The organism is Vibrio hepatarius (genome assembly GCF_018860525.1).
In the GTDB taxonomy this organism is placed as follows: Bacteria; Pseudomonadota; Gammaproteobacteria; order Enterobacterales; family Vibrionaceae; genus Vibrio; species Vibrio hepatarius_B.
In genome coordinates, this window is record NZ_JAHKPM010000033.1 from 1 (window position 1) to 17,099 (window position 17,099).

A 17,099-nucleotide genomic window follows, 5' to 3' on the forward strand; every position below is an offset into this window, starting at 1 on the left:
CGCTACAACTGCAGTTGTAGGGGGTCTTGGAGCCGCTGCTGTCGCCGTTCCTTTTATTAAATCTTGGAACCCCAGTGAGAAAGCAAAAGCTGCGGGTGCTCCTGTGGAAGTTGAAATTGGTAAGCTTGAAGAAGGACAGATGGTTCGTGTTGAATGGCGCGGTAAACCGGTATGGGTTGTCCGTCGGGCGCAGCCTGTGGTTGATGGATTAAAAAACATCGACGGTCAACTTCGTGATCCTGCTTCTGGTGAAGAACAGCAGCCGGCCTATGCTCAAAATGCTTACCGATCAATTAAGCCTGAGTATTTTGTTGCGGTAGGAATTTGTACTCATTTGGGTTGTTCGCCAACCTATTTACCTGATACTTTTAGCGAACAAGTCCAAGGTGTTAAATCTGGTTTCTTTTGTCCTTGTCATGGCTCCAAATTTGATATGGCTGGGCGCGTTTTTCAGGGGGTGCCTGCACCTCTGAATCTTGTTGTTCCCAAGCATATGTATCTAACGGATACCAGGATTATCATCGGTGTTGATGAAGAAGGAGAAGCATGATGCAATCTCTATTTGATTGGGTGGAAAAACGTCTACCCGCAATTAATGCTTACAAGAAACACCTTTCAGAATACCCAATGCCCAAAAACTTCAACTTTTGGTATTTATTTGGTTCATTAGCAATGCTGGTCTTAGTAAACCAACTTTTGACGGGCGTTTGGTTAACGATGAATTATGAGCCGTCGGGTGATGGAGCCTTTGCTTCAATAGAATATATCATGCGTGATGTAGACTATGGCTGGCTACTTCGTTATATGCACTCTACGGGAGCTTCTGCGTTTTTTGTTGTTATATACCTGCATATGTTCCGCGGTTTGATCTATGGCTCCTACCAGAAACCACGAGAGCTATTGTGGATTTTTGGTATGTTGATTTTCCTAGTGCTGATGGCTGAAGCTTTTATGGGATATTTGTTGCCTTGGGGACAAATGTCGTATTGGGGAGCGCAGGTTATTATTTCCTTATTTGGCGCGATTCCAGTTATTGGTGATGATCTGACACTTTGGATCCGCGGTGATTATGTTATTTCGGGAGCAACACTTAACCGTTTCTTTGCGCTGCACGTGATTGCTTTACCTATTGTTTTGCTGTTGCTCATTGCGCTCCATGTTCTAGCATTACATGAAGTAGGATCGAATAATCCAGACGGAATTGAAACAAAATTGCCCAAAGGCAGCATGGGTGAGGGTTACGAAACGCAATTTACATTTCACAAAGACTATACCAAAAAGTATGACATTATCGATTCAATACCTTTCCATCCATATGGAACGGTGAAGGACTTGATCGGGGTCGCTGGATTTTTATTTTTATTCTGTTACGTATTATTCTTCAATCCAGAAATGGGTGGGTATTTCCTTGAACCGCCTAACTTTGAAGCCGCTAATCCTCTAAAAACACCGGAACACATTGCACCTGTATGGTATTTTACTCCCTTTTACGCAATTTTGCGTGCCGTACCTGATAAACTCATTGGTGTTATTGCTATGGGCGCATCAATAGTTGTTCTATTTGTTCTTCCATGGCTAGATCGCTGTAAAGTTCGCTCTTATCGTTACCGTAGCAAGTTTCATTTGTTTAACATCATCCAATTTACGATCAGCTTTGTTGCTTTGGGTGTCCTTGGCGCGCTTCCAGCTACGCCAACGTATACCTTGCTAGCTCAGATCTTCAGCTTAGCTTACTTCATGTTCTTCGTGTTGTTGTACTTTTACAGTAAAAACGAAGCGACTAAGCCACTACCAGAAAGGGTGACCTTCAAATGAAAAAATGGATTGTAACTTTATTTGCAATGCTGCCTTCTCTGGTGATAGCAGCAGGAGCGAATGTACCACTAGATAAAGCAAACAATGATCTTAGTGATCAAGCTTCATTACAAAATGGTGCTAAATTGTTTATGAATTATTGCTTCGGTTGTCATTCATCTCAATATCAGCGTTATGAGCGTGTGGCTCGTGATATAGGTATTCCATTAGATTTACTCAAAGAAAACCTGATTTTTGATCCGAATGTTAAAGTCGGCGAATTGATGGAGAATGCTATTCCAGATGAGGCCGCGGCTAAGTGGTTTGGCGCTGCACCTCCAGATCTTACTTTAGTGGCTCGAGTGCGCGGCGTTGATTGGTTGTATACCTATCTTCGTTCATTCTATGCAGACTCTTCTAGACCATTTGGTGTCAATAATATCGTTTTTCCAAGTGTTGGTATGCCGCATGTGCTTGAAGAGCTTCAAGGGATACCTAAGCCTATTTACGAAACGAAGGTTATCAATGGTCAAGAACACCAAGTTGTGGTTGGTACTGAAAGTGATGGAACTGGTGAGTTGAATCAAGAAGAGTACGATGACGCTATTAGAGACTTAGTAAACTTTCTTGAGTATTCAGGAGACCCAGTTAAATTGGAGCGCCATGCGTTAGGGTGGTGGGTAATGGCATTCTTGGTGATTTTCACCATCGTTGTTGTGTTGCTCAAGAAAGAGTATTGGCGTGATGTCCATTAATTGTGCTATTATGCTGTGCTAATTCCGAGTTTTATTGTTGATAATGGAGGCTAAGCCTCCATTATTTTTATGTCTGTATGTGTGCTGGAGGGCTCCATGGCTGTAGCTGCCAATAAACGTTCTGTGATGACTCTATTTTCAAGTGCATCTGATATGTATAGCCATCAGGTCCGTATCGTCCTGGCTGAGAAAGGTGTAAGTGTTGAAGTTGAATTAGTCGATGAAGCAAACCTTCCTGCTGAATTGATTGAACTGAACCCTTATAAATCAGTACCTACTTTGGTTGACCGTGAGTTGGCTCTATATGACTCAAAAATCATTATGGAATACCTCGATGAGCGCTTTCCTCATCCACCATTGATGCCTGTTTATCCTGTTGCGAGAGGAAACAGTCGTCTTATGATTTATCGCATTGAGAAAAACTGGTACTCGCTTGCAGAGAAAGTTACTAAAGGTAATTCTGAAGAAGCTGAAGCTGCACGTAATAAATTGCGTAATGATCTGCTTACTCTCGGCCCAGTATTTGCTGAGTTTGAATACTTTATGAGTGAAGAATTTAGCTTAATTGATTGTTACTTAGCTCCACTGTTATGGCGTTTGCCGCAGTTAGGTATCGATTTGGTTGGACCTGGTTCTAAAGAACTGAAAGTTTACATGAACCGTGTTTTTGAACGTGATTCATTTTTGGCTTCCTTAACTGAAGCTGAGCGTGAAATGCGTCTGAGTCGCTAATTTGGAAGCGAAATGGACATAGCAAACATGACACCACGTCGACCATATATGTTAAGAGCATTTTATGACTGGTTGGTAGATAGCGATTTGACACCTCACATAGTTGTAGCAGCAACGTTACCAGGTGTTCATGTACCAGTCGAGTTTGTTCAAGATGGACAAATCATTTTAAATATTGCTCCCCGTGCTGTAGGTGATTTAGATCTCGGTAATGAAGCAATCACGTTTAACGCCCGTTTTTCTGGCCGCCCACATAGCGTCATAGTCCCACTTTATGCAGTGCAAGCTATTTATGCGCGTGAAAATGGAGCGGGAACTATGTTTGAGCCAGAAGATGCCTATATGGATGATGTTGAAGAACTTGATGAGCAATCACCATCAGTAGATATGCACGATAGTGAGAGTTCTGGGCTGTCATTAGCTACTGAGCTTTCAAATGATGACTCAACACCTGATGATGAGCCACCTAGACCGAAAGGTCGACCAAGCCTAAGGGTTGTTAAATAGCAAAAAGCTAATTAGCAAAAACCAAAAGAAGCAGCGTAAGCTGCTTTTTTATTTGTCTTTGTTATCGATTTGAAAAGCTTTAATCACTTGTTTTACCCCGGACACATTTCTTGCGACATCAACGGCAACGTCGGCTTGCTCTGGAGTGAGATAACCAAGTAAAAAAACTTCTTTATCTTCGGTAATAACTTTGACTTTTACGCCATTGAGTTTTTTGTCGGTCAGTAGAGCGGATTTAACTTTAGTTGTTATCCAGCTATCATGGCTAATCTGGCCGATAGAAAGTGGTTTCTTGATCCTAATCTGATTATGTATTTTCTTTACACCCTTTACATCGTTGACTTTAGATAAGAAGTTATTCAGAAGCTCGGAGTTACTTGCTTGGCCTATTAACACAACAGTACCATCATAAGAACTGGCTGAAACTCTCACCTCATGCTGAAAAGGCGATTTATTGGTAATTCCAGCGACTTCAAATTCGATATTGTTATCATCCCAAATTTCTTGCGTTGTACGGGTGTCGGTTACTATATTCGCAGTTGTTGCCGCGCCAGCAACAAATAAACCTGCGCACCCCGTGGTGCCCAATAGCAAGCAGCTAGCCAGTAGTATGTTTAAACTTTTCATGGGTTATTCATCGTGAGCTGGAAATAAAACTTGGTCAATAAGATCGCATAAGCAGTGTAGTGTCACCATATGTACCTCGTGAATTCTTGCCGTTCTGTGAGATGGAATCCTAATTTCAACATCATCATCACCTAATAAGCCTGCCATTTCACCTCCATCTTTACCTGTAAAAGCAATAATGGTCATATCGCGTGTAACAGCTGCTTCCATTGCTTTGATGATGTTTTTACTGTTACCGCTGGTGGAAATGGCTAAAAGTATGTCACCGGCTTGGCCAAATGCACGAACTTGCTTTGAGAAAATTTCTTCATAGTGATAGTCATTTGCGACTGCGGTCAATGTTGTGTTATCAGCTGTTAATGCCATAGCCGGTAAGCTAGGGCGTTCAGTTTCAAAGCGGTTGAGTAGGCATGAGACGAACTGCTGAGCATTAGAAGAGGAGCCGCCATTGCCGCAACATAAGATCTTATTGCCATTTAACAAACTAGAGACCATGGCCTGTGCTGCGTGGGTAATAGCATCTGGCAGCGCTTCTGCGGCTGCAATCTGAATCTGAATACTTTCTGTAAAGCTATCTTTAATGCTGTCTAGCATTGATTATCCTTGAGTTATTGCGTTTTTTATCCATTCGATTTGTTGGCCTTGTTGATGAATGGCCATAATATCAAAACGAAAGTCAGTATTATGAACGGATCTATTTTGCTTTATCAACCATACATTGGCAGCTTTGACGAGTTTAAGCATTTTGCTTTTAGTCACTGTTTCTGCAGCGTGGCCAAAGTACTGGCTTGAACGGTAGCGCACTTCGACAAATACTATAGTAGCGCTTTCCTGCATTATAAGATCGAGTTCACCTCCTTTGAAATGAAAGTTTTTCTCGATTGTTGAAAGCCCTTGACGGATCAAATATTGTTCCGCCATGGATTCGTAGTGTTCACCACTTTGACGTTTAGTCAGTATGGCCATATTCGGTCCAACTAATTTCACGCTGTACGACACAATTTTGGTCGAGACTGAGTATTCCTGTATTACCTTGTAATGAGTAGCCTTCAACTACTTTCATTTGTGGTAGTTGCTCCATCAATAAATAAGCATCCATACCTAGAGCTTGGAGACGTTTCTCTGTATTGGAATCTTTAGGCCATAACTGTTCCATTTGAGTTTCAAGCGATTCATTGGGTTGAATCAGTAATGGAATATCGCTATACATCACTCCTGTTAAATCTTCATATTGTTGTCGACCACTATTACTGCGCGAATTTGAAAATAACTTGGGTGGTACAGCATCAGGATTAACAGCGACTTCGATAAAAGGCTTAATTAACGTAAGTTCTGAACTCCCTGCAACAATATAGACGGCATCGATATCCCGTCTACTTCGTGGCTGTGTTTTAAGAGGAATGTTAAGCAATGATTCCATTTGTGCGATGTGTTGCTGACTTTCCTGCAAACCAAATACTTTATTTATATCTTTCTGAAGTTGGTGCTTATCCCCAAATAAATTTACAGCCAATTGATTGCTACTGTGCATTTTCCATTCTTGTTCAAAGGCTTCAACGACACGTGAACCTAAATTTCCTTGTGGCGCGAGAATGAGTGGGTAACGATAACCTTGAGCATATAAATGCTTTGCTGCTTGGGATACTTCTTGCTCTGGTGAAAGAGCGAGGTAGCAAGTATTATTACCAGGCTCTAAGTTATCAGGAATGTTTAGAGCAAGAGTGGGAAGAGGGCTCGAGAAAGTAGATTGCGCTTGAGTTAGCTTATCAATGTTGCTTTTGACTAGTGGACCTACAATAAAATCAATGTGCTTTTCGACTAATTTTTGTTCAAGTTGTTCGACTGTGATGCTATTTGTATCTACGATGGTTAAGCTCGCATTTTCATCACGTTGACTATCATTCATCATTTCTAGGATAAAACCATCACGAATCAATTGTGCTTGTTTGGAGTATTTGCCAGATAGCGGGAGTAGTAGTGCTGTATTGACCGGTTTTGTTACCTCAAGGTTAAGAATGTCAATGATTCCTTGAGGGGTATTTTTTGCCGCAGGGTGATTTGGATTTTCCTCAAGCCATTTCTCGAGTGTATTTTTAAGCTGAGCTAGATTGGTTGATAGAGTTTTAGTATAGATAGACAACTGAAGCCATCCATCTAATACTTCTTCATCGTGATTAGCGGAGTGTTTCGTAATTTGATATTGATTATATTGATTTAAATTATCCCAAATACTTTGTGAAATGCTGCTCTGCTGTGAAGGCTGAACATAATTGGCTGATGCTACAAGCTCGCGAGCTGCTTCAAAGTAGTTGCTTTGCTGATTGAAAAGCTTGGCTCTGATTTGATGGTATGACTTCCATTGTGTGTCGGCTAATTTCCATGATGAGTCAAAATTTAGCTTACTCCTCGCTTCATCATATTGTCCTTGTTTAATTAATAGCTTTGCTCGTGATAACTGCCATTCTGCTTGTTGCATGTGGGAAAGGTTTTGTCGAGCTAGGCGCTGTAATAATAAATCACTTTTAGTGGCATCATTTGATTTTATCGCTGATTTTAAAGCCATGATTAACCAATCATTTTGAATGTCACCTTGGCTACTATCTGCTCGCATTAAATAAGTACGTGTTGACTGATTAGGTGAAAGTGTAATATCTACGTTTGTCTGTTTAGACGGCCCTGTAGAACAGGCTGACAAAATGACAGCGAGGGCTACAGGAGTCAGTATGCGTGTTACACTGAGTCTCTTGTGGTTTTTCATGGCCATAAGTTATTAGCTATTTCCGTACAAAATTTTATCTATATTAATCGTTGAAGTGATGGTAAACAAATGACAGATAAAAAAACCTTACTAACTGAGGTTCCAGCTCTCTACATTGTCCCGACGCCAATTGGCAATTTAGGTGATATCACTCAACGGGCACTTGATGTTTTAACTAAAGTTGATCTTATTGCTGCTGAGGATACTCGTCATACCGGCAAACTACTATCGCACTTTGGTATCTCGACGAAAACCTTCGCATTGCATGATCATAATGAGCAGCAAAAAGCGCAAGTTTTAGTTGAGAAAGTGTTAGCTGGGTACTCTATTGCACTTGTTTCTGATGCTGGTACTCCGTTAATTAGTGATCCAGGGTATCACGTAGTCACAAAATGTCGTCAGGCTGGCGTTAAAGTTGTACCACTTCCAGGACCATGTGCTGTAGTGACAGCTTTAAGTGCATCTGGTTTACCTTCGGATCGTTTTAGTTTTGAAGGATTTTTGCCAGCTAAGAGCAAAGGCCGAAAGGATAAATTTCTCGAAATATCAACAGTTGAACGTACCTGTGTTTTCTATGAATCTCCACATAGGATCCTTGATTCTTTACACGACATGTTAGACATTCTTGGCCCTGAGCGAGAGGTTGTATTAGCTAGAGAACTGACAAAAACGTTTGAAACGATCCAGGGGTTACCACTTGCTCAATTAGTTGAATGGGTAGCCGCTGATGAAAACCAGCAAAGGGGTGAAATGGCGCTACTTATTCATGGATATCGTACTGTTGCTGATGATTCTTTACCAGAGGAAGCGACACGAACGCTTACTATTTTAACTAAGGAGTTGCCCCTTAAGAAAGCGGCGGCTTTGACAGCAGAGATATATAATTTAAAGAAAAATGCGCTTTATAAATGGGGTTTAGAGCATCTTGATTAGAGGTCGATCAGTATTTAGATGTTTTTGACCTGTATACGTTGGTTTTTTCATCAGTTAGTAGTTGGATTTCATCATATCTGTGATCTCGCTAGACACTGGATGCCAATGCCGATACAATCTGCCTCGGAGTCGACTCGGTAGTCGCTGCTTCATTGATGTCCTTTATCCATGTGGTGAAGGAGACTGATGGAGGGGAGGAAAGTCCGGGCTCCGTAGAGCAGGGTGCCAGGTAACGCCTGGGAGGCGCAAGCCTACGACAAGTGCAGCAGAGAGAATACCGCCGATGGCTCGTTTGAGTACAGGTAAGGGTGAAAGGGTGCGGTAAGAGCGCACCGGACGGCTGGCAACAGTTCGTTGCAAGGTAAACTCCACCCGGAGCAAGACCAAATAGGCTTCCATATTGCGTTGCTCGCGTAAGGAAGCGGGTAGGTTGCTCGAGCCAGTGAGTGATTGCTGGCCTAGACGAATGGCTACCACCGCGAAAGCGGAACAGAACCCGGCTTATATGTCGGCTCCACCTATTCGAAACCCATCATAGCGTTAGTGTTATGATGGGTTTTTTGCTTTTTATTGACGAACTTACTGCTATAAGCACTAAACTTAGCGCAATATCACGTGTCCGATTTTGCATGGGTGGTCATCCACCACGAAATCAGTACACTGGATAGTTTTAGCGTCGGTGCAAGAGCGAGATATATAATACAATGACCGAAACATTTAAGCACATTTCCGTATTACTGCATGAGTCTATCGATGGCTTAGCGATTAAGCCCGATGGTATTTACATCGATGGAACTTTTGGACGTGGTGGGCATAGCCGCTACATCTTAAGTCAATTAGGAGAAAATGGGCGTTTGTTCAGTATTGACCGCGATCCTCAGGCTATTGCTGAGGCTAAAACTATCGATGATGCTAGGTTTACTATTATTCATGGCCCTTTCTCAGGCATGGCTGAATACGCGCAGCAGAGAGATTTAGTTGGAAAAGTTGATGGGGTCTTACTGGATCTTGGGGTGTCTTCTCCACAATTAGATGATGCGGAGCGTGGCTTTAGCTTTATGAAAGATGGACCATTGGATATGAGAATGGACCCAACATCTGGTATACCGGTGTCACAATGGTTATTGGAAGCGGATCTTGATGATATTACCTGGGTTATTCGTGAATTTGGTGAGGACAAGCACGCCCGTCGTATTGCTAAAGCAATAGTTAACTATCGAGAAAATGAAGAAAACGAACAGCTCATACGAACGAGTCAATTAGCAAAATTGATTTCCGATGTGGCTCCAAAAAGTTTTAAAGAAAAAAAACACCCAGCGACACGTACATTCCAAGCTCTTCGAATCTACATTAACAGTGAATTAGAAGAGATTGACACTGCATTAAAAGCAGCAGCAAGTATTCTTGCGCCAAAGGGTCGCTTATCAGTCATAAGTTTTCATTCCTTGGAAGATAGAATGGTAAAACGCTTTATCCGTAAAGAAAGTAAAGGGCCAGAAGTCCCTCATGGCATACCAATGACAGAAGCACAAATCAGTGCATTAGGTAGTGCAAATTTAACTGCGATTAGTAAAGCAATTAAACCTTCGCAGCAAGAAGTTGAACTCAATACAAGATCACGCAGTTCCATACTCCGTATTGCAGAAAAACTGTAGATAATCATGAGTAAGCATGCCCCAAACCTGACTAAACTCATCGCACTGGATCTTATTACTATTGGGCGGGTGCCTCTATTGGTTCTTACTTTGATTTTAGCTTCAGCAATGGCTGTTGTATTTACTACCCATCATGCACGCCAAGCCATCACTGAAAAGGATTTGGCTCTTCAAGAGCGTGAGCGATTGGATAATGAGTGGCGTAATTTATTGCTTGAAGAGACGGCTTTAGCGGAGCATAGTCGCGTTCAAGAAATTGCAAAGGATGAATTGCAAATGAAACGTCCAGATGCAGATAAAGAGGTCGTTATTGATTTACCATGAGCAAAAGTAAAGTACCTCCTGCCACTAAGAATGCTTCTAAGAAAAAGCCTACGCTTTCTGAACAACCAAGTCTTATACGTTGGCGTTTTTATTTAGTATTGCTTGTTATGTTTGCAGCATTTTCAGCGCTCATCGCTCGAATTGCTTATATCCAAATTATTGAGCCAGATAACCTTATTCAGCAAGGTGACTTACGCTCGGTTCGGGCTAAAACAATTCATTCTGCTCGAGGTATTATCTCTGATCGTAATGGTGAACCGCTTGCTGTTAGCGTTCCTGTCGAAGCTGTGTGGGCAGATCCTGTCACAATTTTTAAGCATGATGGCTTTGCAAATATGGATCGATGGTATGCATTGGCCGATGTTTTAGGCCTTGACCGTAAGGAAATGATCGGAAAAATTCATAAGAATAAATCTCGCCGCTTTATTTACCTTCAGCGTCAAGTAAGTCGTGCTATGGCCAATTATATTAGGGAATTAAAACTTGCAGGGGTTGGACTTAAAGCCGAGTCACGTCGATATTATCCAACTGGTGAAGTCAGTGCCCATTTGGTTGGTGTAACGGGTATTGATGGGCATGGTTTGGAAGGAGCTGAGCGCAGTTATGATAAGTGGCTGACTGGAGAAGCGGGTAAACGTATTATCCGTAAAGACAGGTATGGTCGAGTTGTTGAGAATATTTCTCTTGAAGAACGAGAGCAAGGTAAGCATCTTGAATTGACCATTGACCAAAGAATTCAAGCCATTGCCTATCGCTCGATTAAGCAGGCAGTTGCGGATTATCGAGCTACATCCGCTACAGCAGTTATCCTAGATGTGAATACTGGTGCAGTATTAGCTATGGTTAACGCCCCCTCATATAACCCCAATAATCGCTCTGAACTTCAGTCTGCAAAGATGCGAAACCGTGCAATAACCGATGCATTTGAACCTGGATCAACCGTTAAGCCTTTTGTCGTTTTAGCAGCACTTGAAAATGGTATTGCCACTAAAGATACCGTTATTGATACAGGTAACGGTATTATGCCTATTGGTGGGCAAAAGGTGCGTGATGTTTCTAAAGTAGGTAAAGCAGATTTACGCACTATATTGAAAAAATCCAGTAATGTTGGGGTTGCTAAGTTAGCTTTGGATATGCCTCTCGAAGCTTTGCTTGGAATGTATAGCTCGGTAGGGTTTGGGGAATTGTCAGGACTTAATCTTGTGGGAGAAACGCAGGGCATTTTCCCTAACCGACGTCGCTGGTCTAAGTTTGAAATTGCCACTCTGTCATATGGCTATGGGTTAGCAATTACCCCTCTACAATTAGCTCATGCATACGCGACCTTAGGTAATCATGGGAAATACCAGCCTATTCATATTATTGAAAGTAATCAACAAGACTTATCACGTCAGGTGATTGATAAAGAAAATGCCGATTTAGTGTTAGATATGCTTGAGTCAGTGACTCAACTGGGAGGAACCGCTACGAAGGCGGCAGTCCCAGGCTATAGAGTGGCAGCAAAAACTGGGACCTCAATAAAAGCAATTGCAGGGGGATATGGAGATGAGTATTTTGCTTATACTGCAGGCATTGCACCTGTCAGTAATCCCCAAATAGCGGTTGTCGTGGTTGTTAATGAGCCTCAAGGTGATAACTATTATGGTGGATCGGTGGCTGGACCTGTATTTGCTGAAATCCTAAAGGGTACATTGCAAATTCTTAACATTGCCCCTGATGAAAATAGATTTAAGAAAGATTAATAGAGAAACGAGATGGCTAAATCACTTACTCTAATTGAGCTACTTGCGCCTTGGTTAGATTTTTCTGCTGAGAAAAAATTGGATTTTATAGTTGAACAGCTTGAGCTAGATAGCCGGCAGATTAAACCTGGATATACTTTTGTGGCGATTAAGGGGCATGTTGTTGATGGACGGCAATTTATCGATTCAGCAATTACTCACGGGGCAAATGCGATTATCGCTGAAGCTGAAGACTCAAGTAACCATGGTCAATTGGAATGGCGGGAAAATGTGCCGGTGGTGTATGTTGAGGGTTTGAATAAGCACCTTTCTCATATGGCTAAACAGTTGATGCCACTTAAGAGTAATCGTTTGATCGCGGTGACAGGTACCAATGGTAAAACCACTATCACTCAATTGATAGCCCAGTGGTTAGATCTTTTAGGTCAAAAATCAGCAGTACTTGGTACCACTGGGAATGGGTTTCTTGAGGCTCTAAAACCAGCCGTCAATACTACTGGGAATGCTGTGGACATTCAACATACTCTGTTTGATCTAGAGCATCAGGGTGCCCAATACACAGCAATGGAGGTGTCGTCTCATGGCTTGGCACAAGGCAGGGTTAAAGCTCAACGTTTTGCCGTGGGTGTATTTTCTAATTTAAGCCGTGATCATCTAGATTATCATGGCACTATGGGGCAATACGCCTTGGCTAAACGCTCACTTTTTACTGATCATCATTGTGCTCGTGCTGTAATCAATATTGATGACTCTGTTGGTGCTTCTTGGGCTAAGGAAATGGAGGATTGTATCCCAGTTTCCTTGTCGCCAATTACAAATGGTCAGGGAGTGTTTGCTACTAAGGTAGCGTATTCTGAAGTTGGGATTGAATTGACCTTTTCAGGCCAGTTTGGCAGTGGTTATTTCACGGTTCCTTTAATTGGTCAATTTAATGCCTGTAACGTATTGGTGGCTCTGGCAACCATTCTATCTCTCGGGTTTGATAAAAACACCTTAATAGATACTGCCAGTAAGTTGACATCAGTTTTGGGCCGGATGGAGTTATTTCAAGCGATAGGCAAAGCTAAAGTAGTGGTCGATTACGCTCATACTCCTGATGCATTGGAGAAAGCACTTTTAGCTCTTAAGAATCATTGCAAAGGAAAATTATGGGTGATTTTTGGTTGCGGAGGTGATCGAGATAAGGGAAAACGCCCTATGATGGCATCTATCAGTGAGCTACTCGCGGATAAAATCATTTTAACTGATGATAACCCTCGTAGCGAATCACCTGCAGAAATTATGCAAGATATGTTGGCCGGAATGAGATTTCCCACAAAAGCGATAGTGGAACATGATCGTTATCAAGCTTTAGCTCATGCTCTGCAGCATAGTCATGCTGACGATATAATCTTATTAGCAGGCAAAGGCCATGAAGATTACCAGATTAGCGGCAACAAAAAGCTTCATTATTCTGATCGAGAATCGGCCTTACAACTTTTGGAGCTAACCTTATGATCCCTTTCACTCTGACGCAATTAGTAGAAGTAATTGATGCTGAGCTGGTAGGTGATGATACTGTGATTCAACATATATCAACGGACACTAGAACTATAGAGACAGATTCTCTGTTTGTTGCTTTGGTCGGAGAACGATTTGACGCCCATGATTTTGTACATCAGGCGGTATCATCTGGTGCCATAGCTTTGCTAGTCAATCATCGTATTGATATTCAAGTTCCTCAGTTATTGGTGAAGGATACCAAAACTGCATTGGGTAAATTAGGTCAATTTGTTCATCAAGTGTGTCAGACTCCGACGGTTGCTATCACAGGGAGCTGTGGTAAAACAACAGTCAAGGAAATGGTGGCCAGTATCATGTCTCAGCAAGGGCGGGTACTTTATACCTCGGGTAATTTCAATAATGATATTGGAGTACCGCTGACTTTACTGCGCTCTCAACCAGAAGATGACTGTGCTGTTATCGAATTGGGTGCCAATCATATTGGTGAAATTGCATATACCACTCAATTGGTAAGACCGGATGTTGCCCTAGTCAATAATGTAGAAGCGGCCCACTTGGAAGGCTTTGGTTCTATGGAAGGGGTTAAGAAAGCGAAGGGAGAAATCTATCAGGGACTAAAATCTGGCGCAGTGGCTATCGTTAATTTGGATAGTCATGGTGGTAAGCTATGGCAAAGTATATTGTCTGACAAAACAGTGAAGACATTTTCACTCTCTGATAACAGTGCACAATATAAAGCACGTAATCTAACAATAAACATCAATGGTATGACTTCTTTTACCATTGATACTCCTCAAACCAGCTTTGATGTGTCTTTAGGGATCATTGGGCAGCATAATGTCGCAAATGCGCTTGCGGCAACAGCGCTTTCAGTCGAGTTGGGTGCATCATCAGAAATGATTGCTTTGGGTTTGGAGGCTTTATCTAAAGTAAAAGGAAGAGTGGAAAGTATCGAGCTTAGTGAGAATATTAAGCTGATAGATGATAGTTATAATGCCAGTGTTCCCGCTATGAAAGCGGCTGCAGATCTACTGAATGGGTTTGATGGTATACGTTGGCTTATTTTGGGCAATATGGCTGAATTGGGTAAGGAAAGTCTTGCACTTCACCGCCAAGTCGGTGAACATGCGGCCCCATTTAAATTTGAATATGTGCTTACTTATGGAGCAGATGGCATAGCAATTAGCGACGTTTGCTACGGTAAGCATTTTGATACTCATGAAAGCATGATTGAGTTTATTAAGCAGCACATTGTCCAGCATCGCGGCCCTCAAACATTATTGGTTAAAGGGGCAAACAGTGCTGGAATGAGTAAAATTGTCGCTGCGATGAAGGAGATGTATACATGATTATTTGGCTTGCAGAGCTTCTACAGCCATACTTTTCATTCTTCCGCCTATTTGAATATTTGTCTTTTCGAGCCATCGTGAGTGTTTTGACCGCTTTGGGTCTATCTCTATGGATGGGCCCTCGCCTTATCAAGCGATTGCAGATGCTTCAAATTGGTCAAGTAGTTCGAGAGGAAGGGCCGGAATCTCATTTTAGCAAACGTGGCACTCCAACTATGGGAGGGCTAATGATTTTAACGGCAATTATTACGACAGTTCTTGTTTGGGCTGATTTGTCCAATCCGTATGTTTGGGCGGTATTGGCCGTTCTAGCTGGCTATGGTGTGGTGGGTTTTGTTGATGACTACCGTAAAGTTGTGAACAAAGATACTGATGGCCTTATTGCTCGCTGGAAATATTTTTGGCAGTCTGCAATAGCTTTAGTGGTTTCGTTTGCTTTGTATGCTTATGGCAAGGATACGACAGCAACTCAGCTAGTCGTCCCTTTCTTCAAGGATGTTATGCCTCAGCTTGGCCTTTTCTATATAGTGCTCAGCTATTTTGTTATTGTTGGAACAAGTAATGCGGTTAACCTTACCGATGGTTTGGATGGGTTAGCCATTATGCCAACAGTACTTGTTTCTGCAGGTTTTGCCGCGATTGCTTGGGCAACAGGTAACGTTAACTTTGCGAACTATTTACATATTCCTTATGTACCTCTAGCTTCTGAACTGGTAGTTGTTTGTACCGCAATGGTCGGTGCTGGCTTAGGGTTTTTATGGTTTAACACTTATCCGGCACAGGTTTTCATGGGGGATGTAGGCTCACTTGCTCTTGGTGGAGCTCTTGGGACTATAGCGGTACTCGTACGTCAAGAGTTTGTTCTTGTCATTATGGGAGGCGTATTTGTCATGGAGACTTTATCTGTGATTCTCCAAGTCGGCTCATATAAACTAAGAGGCCAGCGCATTTTTCGGATGGCTCCAATTCACCATCACTATGAATTAAAAGGTTGGCCAGAGCCCCGCGTTATTGTGCGTTTTTGGGTCATCTCAATGGTACTAGTACTCGTTGGTTTAGCGACACTGAAAATACGTTAAGGAAGTAGAGTTTGACTTTTGAACCTTGGCGAAATATTGATAGTGTTGTTGTTGTAGGGCTTGGAATTACCGGTCTCTCTGTGGTGAAGCATTTATCAAAGCTACCTTATGGCTTGACAGTTCGAGTAATCGATACCCGCATGCAGCCACCAGGTGTTGAGGCATTGCCTAAAGGGGTAGATTTATATTGCGGCGGTTGGCCAGATGACTGGTTGGCCGATGTGGATCTTGTTGTGATTAATCCTGGGATTGCCCTTAAAACACCAGAGATTCAACGAGCAATTCAGTTGGGTATCCCCGTTGTTGGAGATATCGAACTTTTTGCTTGGCAAGTAGATAAACCAGTTCTCGCTATCACAGGATCAAATGGTAAGAGTACCGTCACTGATCTTGCTGGTGTGGTATCAAATGCCTCCGGTGTTAAGACCGCTATTGGAGGCAATATAGGTGTTCCTGCACTTGATTTATTTAACCAAGATGCTGACCTCTATATTTTAGAGCTTTCAAGCTTTCAACTAGAGACGACGTCTAGTCTTTCATTGGTTGCTGCAGCTTTTCTGAATCTATCAGAAGATCATATGGACCGATATCCAGATATGGAGGCTTATCGACAGGCCAAGCTTCGAATTTTTAAACATGCTCAGGCTGGTCTAGTTAATGCCGACGATCTAGCGACTTACCCTGACAAAGAAGAGCTACGGTTGATCGAGTTTAGTTTGGTGAAAAAAACAGAGTTCTATGTTAAATCGATAGATGGAAAAGAATTCTTATACCATGGTGAGCATCAACTTCTTGCAGCGGATGAATTGAGTTTAGTTGGTAGGCATAATGTAGCAAATACACTTGTGGTATTGGCATTGCTAGGTGAAGCTGGTGTGAATGTGACTGCTGGACTTGATTCACTAAAAAACTATACAGGGCTGACCCATAGGTGTCAGGTTATCTCCTGTAAAAAAGGCGTTAAGTGGGTTAATGATTCCAAAGCAACAAATGTAGCGAGTACTTTAGCGGCTCTATCAGGATTGTCTCTTTCCGGTAAGTTATATCTGTTAGTTGGTGGGGATGGTAAAGGCGCAGACTTTTCTGAACTCCAGTTGGTATTGCAAACTTTGGATGTTCAGCTGTGTTGTTTTGGACAAGATGGCCGCCGTTTTATGCATCTAACCCAAAATTCAAAGTATTTTTCAACATTAGAAGACATCGTAGAGTGGGTTAGTCATAGAGTTGAGAGTGGCGATATGGTGATGTTATCACCTGCTTGTGCGAGCTTCGATCAATTTAATAATTTTATGGTGCGTGGTGAGGTATTTACTGCGTTAGTCAGACAGTACGCTTAGTGTA

17 protein-coding genes and 1 other RNA gene are annotated in these 17,099 nt (G+C 42.2%); 14 read left to right on the forward strand and 4 right to left on the reverse strand.

The genetic code is table 11. The features are described from left to right. From petA to sspB, 5 genes are all read left to right on the forward strand, one after another. On the forward strand, positions 1 to 550 hold a 550-nt coding region (gene petA, locus KO511_RS09770; protein WP_215987254.1), incomplete at its 5' end, for a ubiquinol-cytochrome c reductase iron-sulfur subunit. Further along, positions 550 to 1,815, forward strand: a complete 1,266-nt coding sequence (locus KO511_RS09775) for a cytochrome b (RefSeq protein WP_215987288.1) — start codon at positions 550 to 552, stop codon at positions 1,813 to 1,815. The genes petA and KO511_RS09775, both read left to right, overlap by 1 nt. Next, positions 1,812 to 2,549, forward strand: coding sequence for a cytochrome c1 (locus tag KO511_RS09780; RefSeq protein WP_215987255.1), 738 nt, complete (start codon positions 1,812 to 1,814; stop codon positions 2,547 to 2,549). The genes KO511_RS09775 and KO511_RS09780 overlap by 4 nt, the downstream gene beginning before the upstream one ends. A gap of 96 nt (positions 2,550 to 2,645) precedes the next feature. Beyond that, positions 2,646 to 3,281 (forward strand): stringent starvation protein SspA, encoded by a 636-nt coding sequence (sspA, locus tag KO511_RS09785; RefSeq protein ID WP_215987256.1) that lies wholly within the window; start codon positions 2,646 to 2,648, stop codon positions 3,279 to 3,281. Between the two features lie 12 nt (positions 3,282 to 3,293). Further along, a complete protein-coding gene (gene sspB, locus KO511_RS09790; protein WP_215987257.1) occupies positions 3,294 to 3,788 on the forward strand; it encodes a ClpXP protease specificity-enhancing factor in 495 nt (164 codons plus the stop codon). A 48-nt stretch (positions 3,789 to 3,836) separates the two neighbouring features. Here sspB and KO511_RS09795 read toward each other — a convergent pair whose 3' ends face one another. From KO511_RS09795 to KO511_RS09810, 4 genes are read right to left on the reverse strand one after another with little or no spacing between them, the layout of a single operon-like run. Next, positions 3,837 to 4,415: a BON domain-containing protein gene (locus tag KO511_RS09795; RefSeq protein ID WP_215987258.1), complete on the reverse strand. Its 579-nt coding sequence runs from the start codon at positions 4,413 to 4,415 to the stop codon at positions 3,837 to 3,839. Positions 4,416 to 4,418: 3 nt separating this feature from the next. Further along, positions 4,419 to 5,009, reverse strand: a complete 591-nt coding sequence (locus KO511_RS09800; RefSeq protein ID WP_215987259.1) for a phosphoheptose isomerase — start codon at positions 5,007 to 5,009, stop codon at positions 4,419 to 4,421. A gap of 3 nt (positions 5,010 to 5,012) precedes the next feature. Continuing rightward, positions 5,013 to 5,381, reverse strand: a complete 369-nt coding sequence (locus KO511_RS09805) for a YraN family protein (protein WP_215987260.1) — start codon at positions 5,379 to 5,381, stop codon at positions 5,013 to 5,015. After that, complete coding sequence (locus tag KO511_RS09810; RefSeq protein ID WP_215987261.1) at positions 5,365 to 7,179, reverse strand: penicillin-binding protein activator; 1,815 nt, start codon at positions 7,177 to 7,179, stop codon at positions 5,365 to 5,367. The genes KO511_RS09805 and KO511_RS09810 overlap by 17 nt, the downstream gene beginning before the upstream one ends. Positions 7,180 to 7,242: 63 nt before the next feature. On the opposite strand from KO511_RS09810, the gene rsmI reads away from it, so the two are divergent. From rsmI to murD, 9 genes are all read left to right on the forward strand, one after another. After that, positions 7,243 to 8,106 carry a 16S rRNA (cytidine(1402)-2'-O)-methyltransferase gene (gene rsmI / locus KO511_RS09815; protein ID WP_215987262.1) on the forward strand — a complete coding sequence of 288 codons (864 nt, stop codon included), beginning with the start codon at positions 7,243 to 7,245 and terminating at the stop codon, positions 8,104 to 8,106. A 125-nt stretch (positions 8,107 to 8,231) separates the two neighbouring features. Then, positions 8,232 to 8,626, forward strand: an RNA gene (gene rnpB, locus KO511_RS09820) — RNase P RNA component class A. A gap of 184 nt (positions 8,627 to 8,810) precedes the next feature. Continuing rightward, positions 8,811 to 9,761 carry a 16S rRNA (cytosine(1402)-N(4))-methyltransferase RsmH gene (gene rsmH, locus KO511_RS09825; RefSeq protein ID WP_215987263.1) on the forward strand — a complete coding sequence of 317 codons (951 nt, stop codon included), beginning with the start codon at positions 8,811 to 8,813 and terminating at the stop codon, positions 9,759 to 9,761. A 6-nt stretch (positions 9,762 to 9,767) separates the two neighbouring features. Next, entirely contained in the window at positions 9,768 to 10,085 is a 318-nt protein-coding gene (gene ftsL / locus KO511_RS09830; RefSeq protein ID WP_215987264.1) for a cell division protein FtsL, read from the forward strand. Continuing rightward, complete coding sequence (locus KO511_RS09835; protein ID WP_215987265.1) at positions 10,082 to 11,827, forward strand: penicillin-binding transpeptidase domain-containing protein; 1,746 nt, start codon at positions 10,082 to 10,084, stop codon at positions 11,825 to 11,827. The genes ftsL and KO511_RS09835 overlap by 4 nt, the downstream gene beginning before the upstream one ends. A 12-nt stretch (positions 11,828 to 11,839) precedes the next feature. Beyond that, complete coding sequence (gene murE / locus KO511_RS09840; protein ID WP_215987266.1) at positions 11,840 to 13,324, forward strand: UDP-N-acetylmuramoyl-L-alanyl-D-glutamate--2,6-diaminopimelate ligase; 1,485 nt, start codon at positions 11,840 to 11,842, stop codon at positions 13,322 to 13,324. Beyond that, on the forward strand, positions 13,321 to 14,679 hold the full coding sequence (locus tag KO511_RS09845; RefSeq protein ID WP_215987267.1) for a UDP-N-acetylmuramoyl-tripeptide--D-alanyl-D-alanine ligase: 1,359 nt from the start codon (positions 13,321 to 13,323) through the stop codon (positions 14,677 to 14,679). Before murE ends, KO511_RS09845 begins: the two co-directional genes overlap by 4 nt. Then, complete coding sequence (mraY, locus tag KO511_RS09850; RefSeq protein WP_215987268.1) at positions 14,676 to 15,758, forward strand: phospho-N-acetylmuramoyl-pentapeptide-transferase; 1,083 nt, start codon at positions 14,676 to 14,678, stop codon at positions 15,756 to 15,758. Before KO511_RS09845 ends, mraY begins: the two co-directional genes overlap by 4 nt. A gap of 11 nt (positions 15,759 to 15,769) precedes the next feature. Then, positions 15,770 to 17,095, forward strand: a complete 1,326-nt coding sequence (gene murD, locus KO511_RS09855) for a UDP-N-acetylmuramoyl-L-alanine--D-glutamate ligase (protein ID WP_215987269.1) — start codon at positions 15,770 to 15,772, stop codon at positions 17,093 to 17,095. Positions 17,096 to 17,099: the final 4 nt, after the last annotated feature.

Coding starts and splice junctions, on each gene's coding strand:
- KO511_RS09775 (WP_215987288.1), top strand. CDS start 550: ATGCAATCTCTATTTGATTGGGTGGAAAAACGTCTACCCGCAATTAAT.
- KO511_RS09780 (WP_215987255.1), top strand. CDS start 1,812: ATGAAAAAATGGATTGTAACTTTATTTGCAATGCTGCCTTCTCTGGTG.
- sspA (WP_215987256.1), top strand. CDS start 2,646: ATGGCTGTAGCTGCCAATAAACGTTCTGTGATGACTCTATTTTCAAGT.
- sspB (WP_215987257.1), top strand. CDS start 3,294: ATGGACATAGCAAACATGACACCACGTCGACCATATATGTTAAGAGCA.
- KO511_RS09795 (WP_215987258.1), bottom strand. CDS start 4,415: ATGAAAAGTTTAAACATACTACTGGCTAGCTGCTTGCTATTGGGCACC.
- KO511_RS09800 (WP_215987259.1), bottom strand. CDS start 5,009: ATGCTAGACAGCATTAAAGATAGCTTTACAGAAAGTATTCAGATTCAG.
- KO511_RS09805 (WP_215987260.1), bottom strand. CDS start 5,381: ATGGCCATACTGACTAAACGTCAAAGTGGTGAACACTACGAATCCATG.
- KO511_RS09810 (WP_215987261.1), bottom strand. CDS start 7,179: ATGGCCATGAAAAACCACAAGAGACTCAGTGTAACACGCATACTGACT.
- rsmI (WP_215987262.1), top strand. CDS start 7,243: ATGACAGATAAAAAAACCTTACTAACTGAGGTTCCAGCTCTCTACATT.
- rsmH (WP_215987263.1), top strand. CDS start 8,811: ATGACCGAAACATTTAAGCACATTTCCGTATTACTGCATGAGTCTATC.
- ftsL (WP_215987264.1), top strand. CDS start 9,768: ATGAGTAAGCATGCCCCAAACCTGACTAAACTCATCGCACTGGATCTT.
- KO511_RS09835 (WP_215987265.1), top strand. CDS start 10,082: ATGAGCAAAAGTAAAGTACCTCCTGCCACTAAGAATGCTTCTAAGAAA.
- murE (WP_215987266.1), top strand. CDS start 11,840: ATGGCTAAATCACTTACTCTAATTGAGCTACTTGCGCCTTGGTTAGAT.
- KO511_RS09845 (WP_215987267.1), top strand. CDS start 13,321: ATGATCCCTTTCACTCTGACGCAATTAGTAGAAGTAATTGATGCTGAG.
- mraY (WP_215987268.1), top strand. CDS start 14,676: ATGATTATTTGGCTTGCAGAGCTTCTACAGCCATACTTTTCATTCTTC.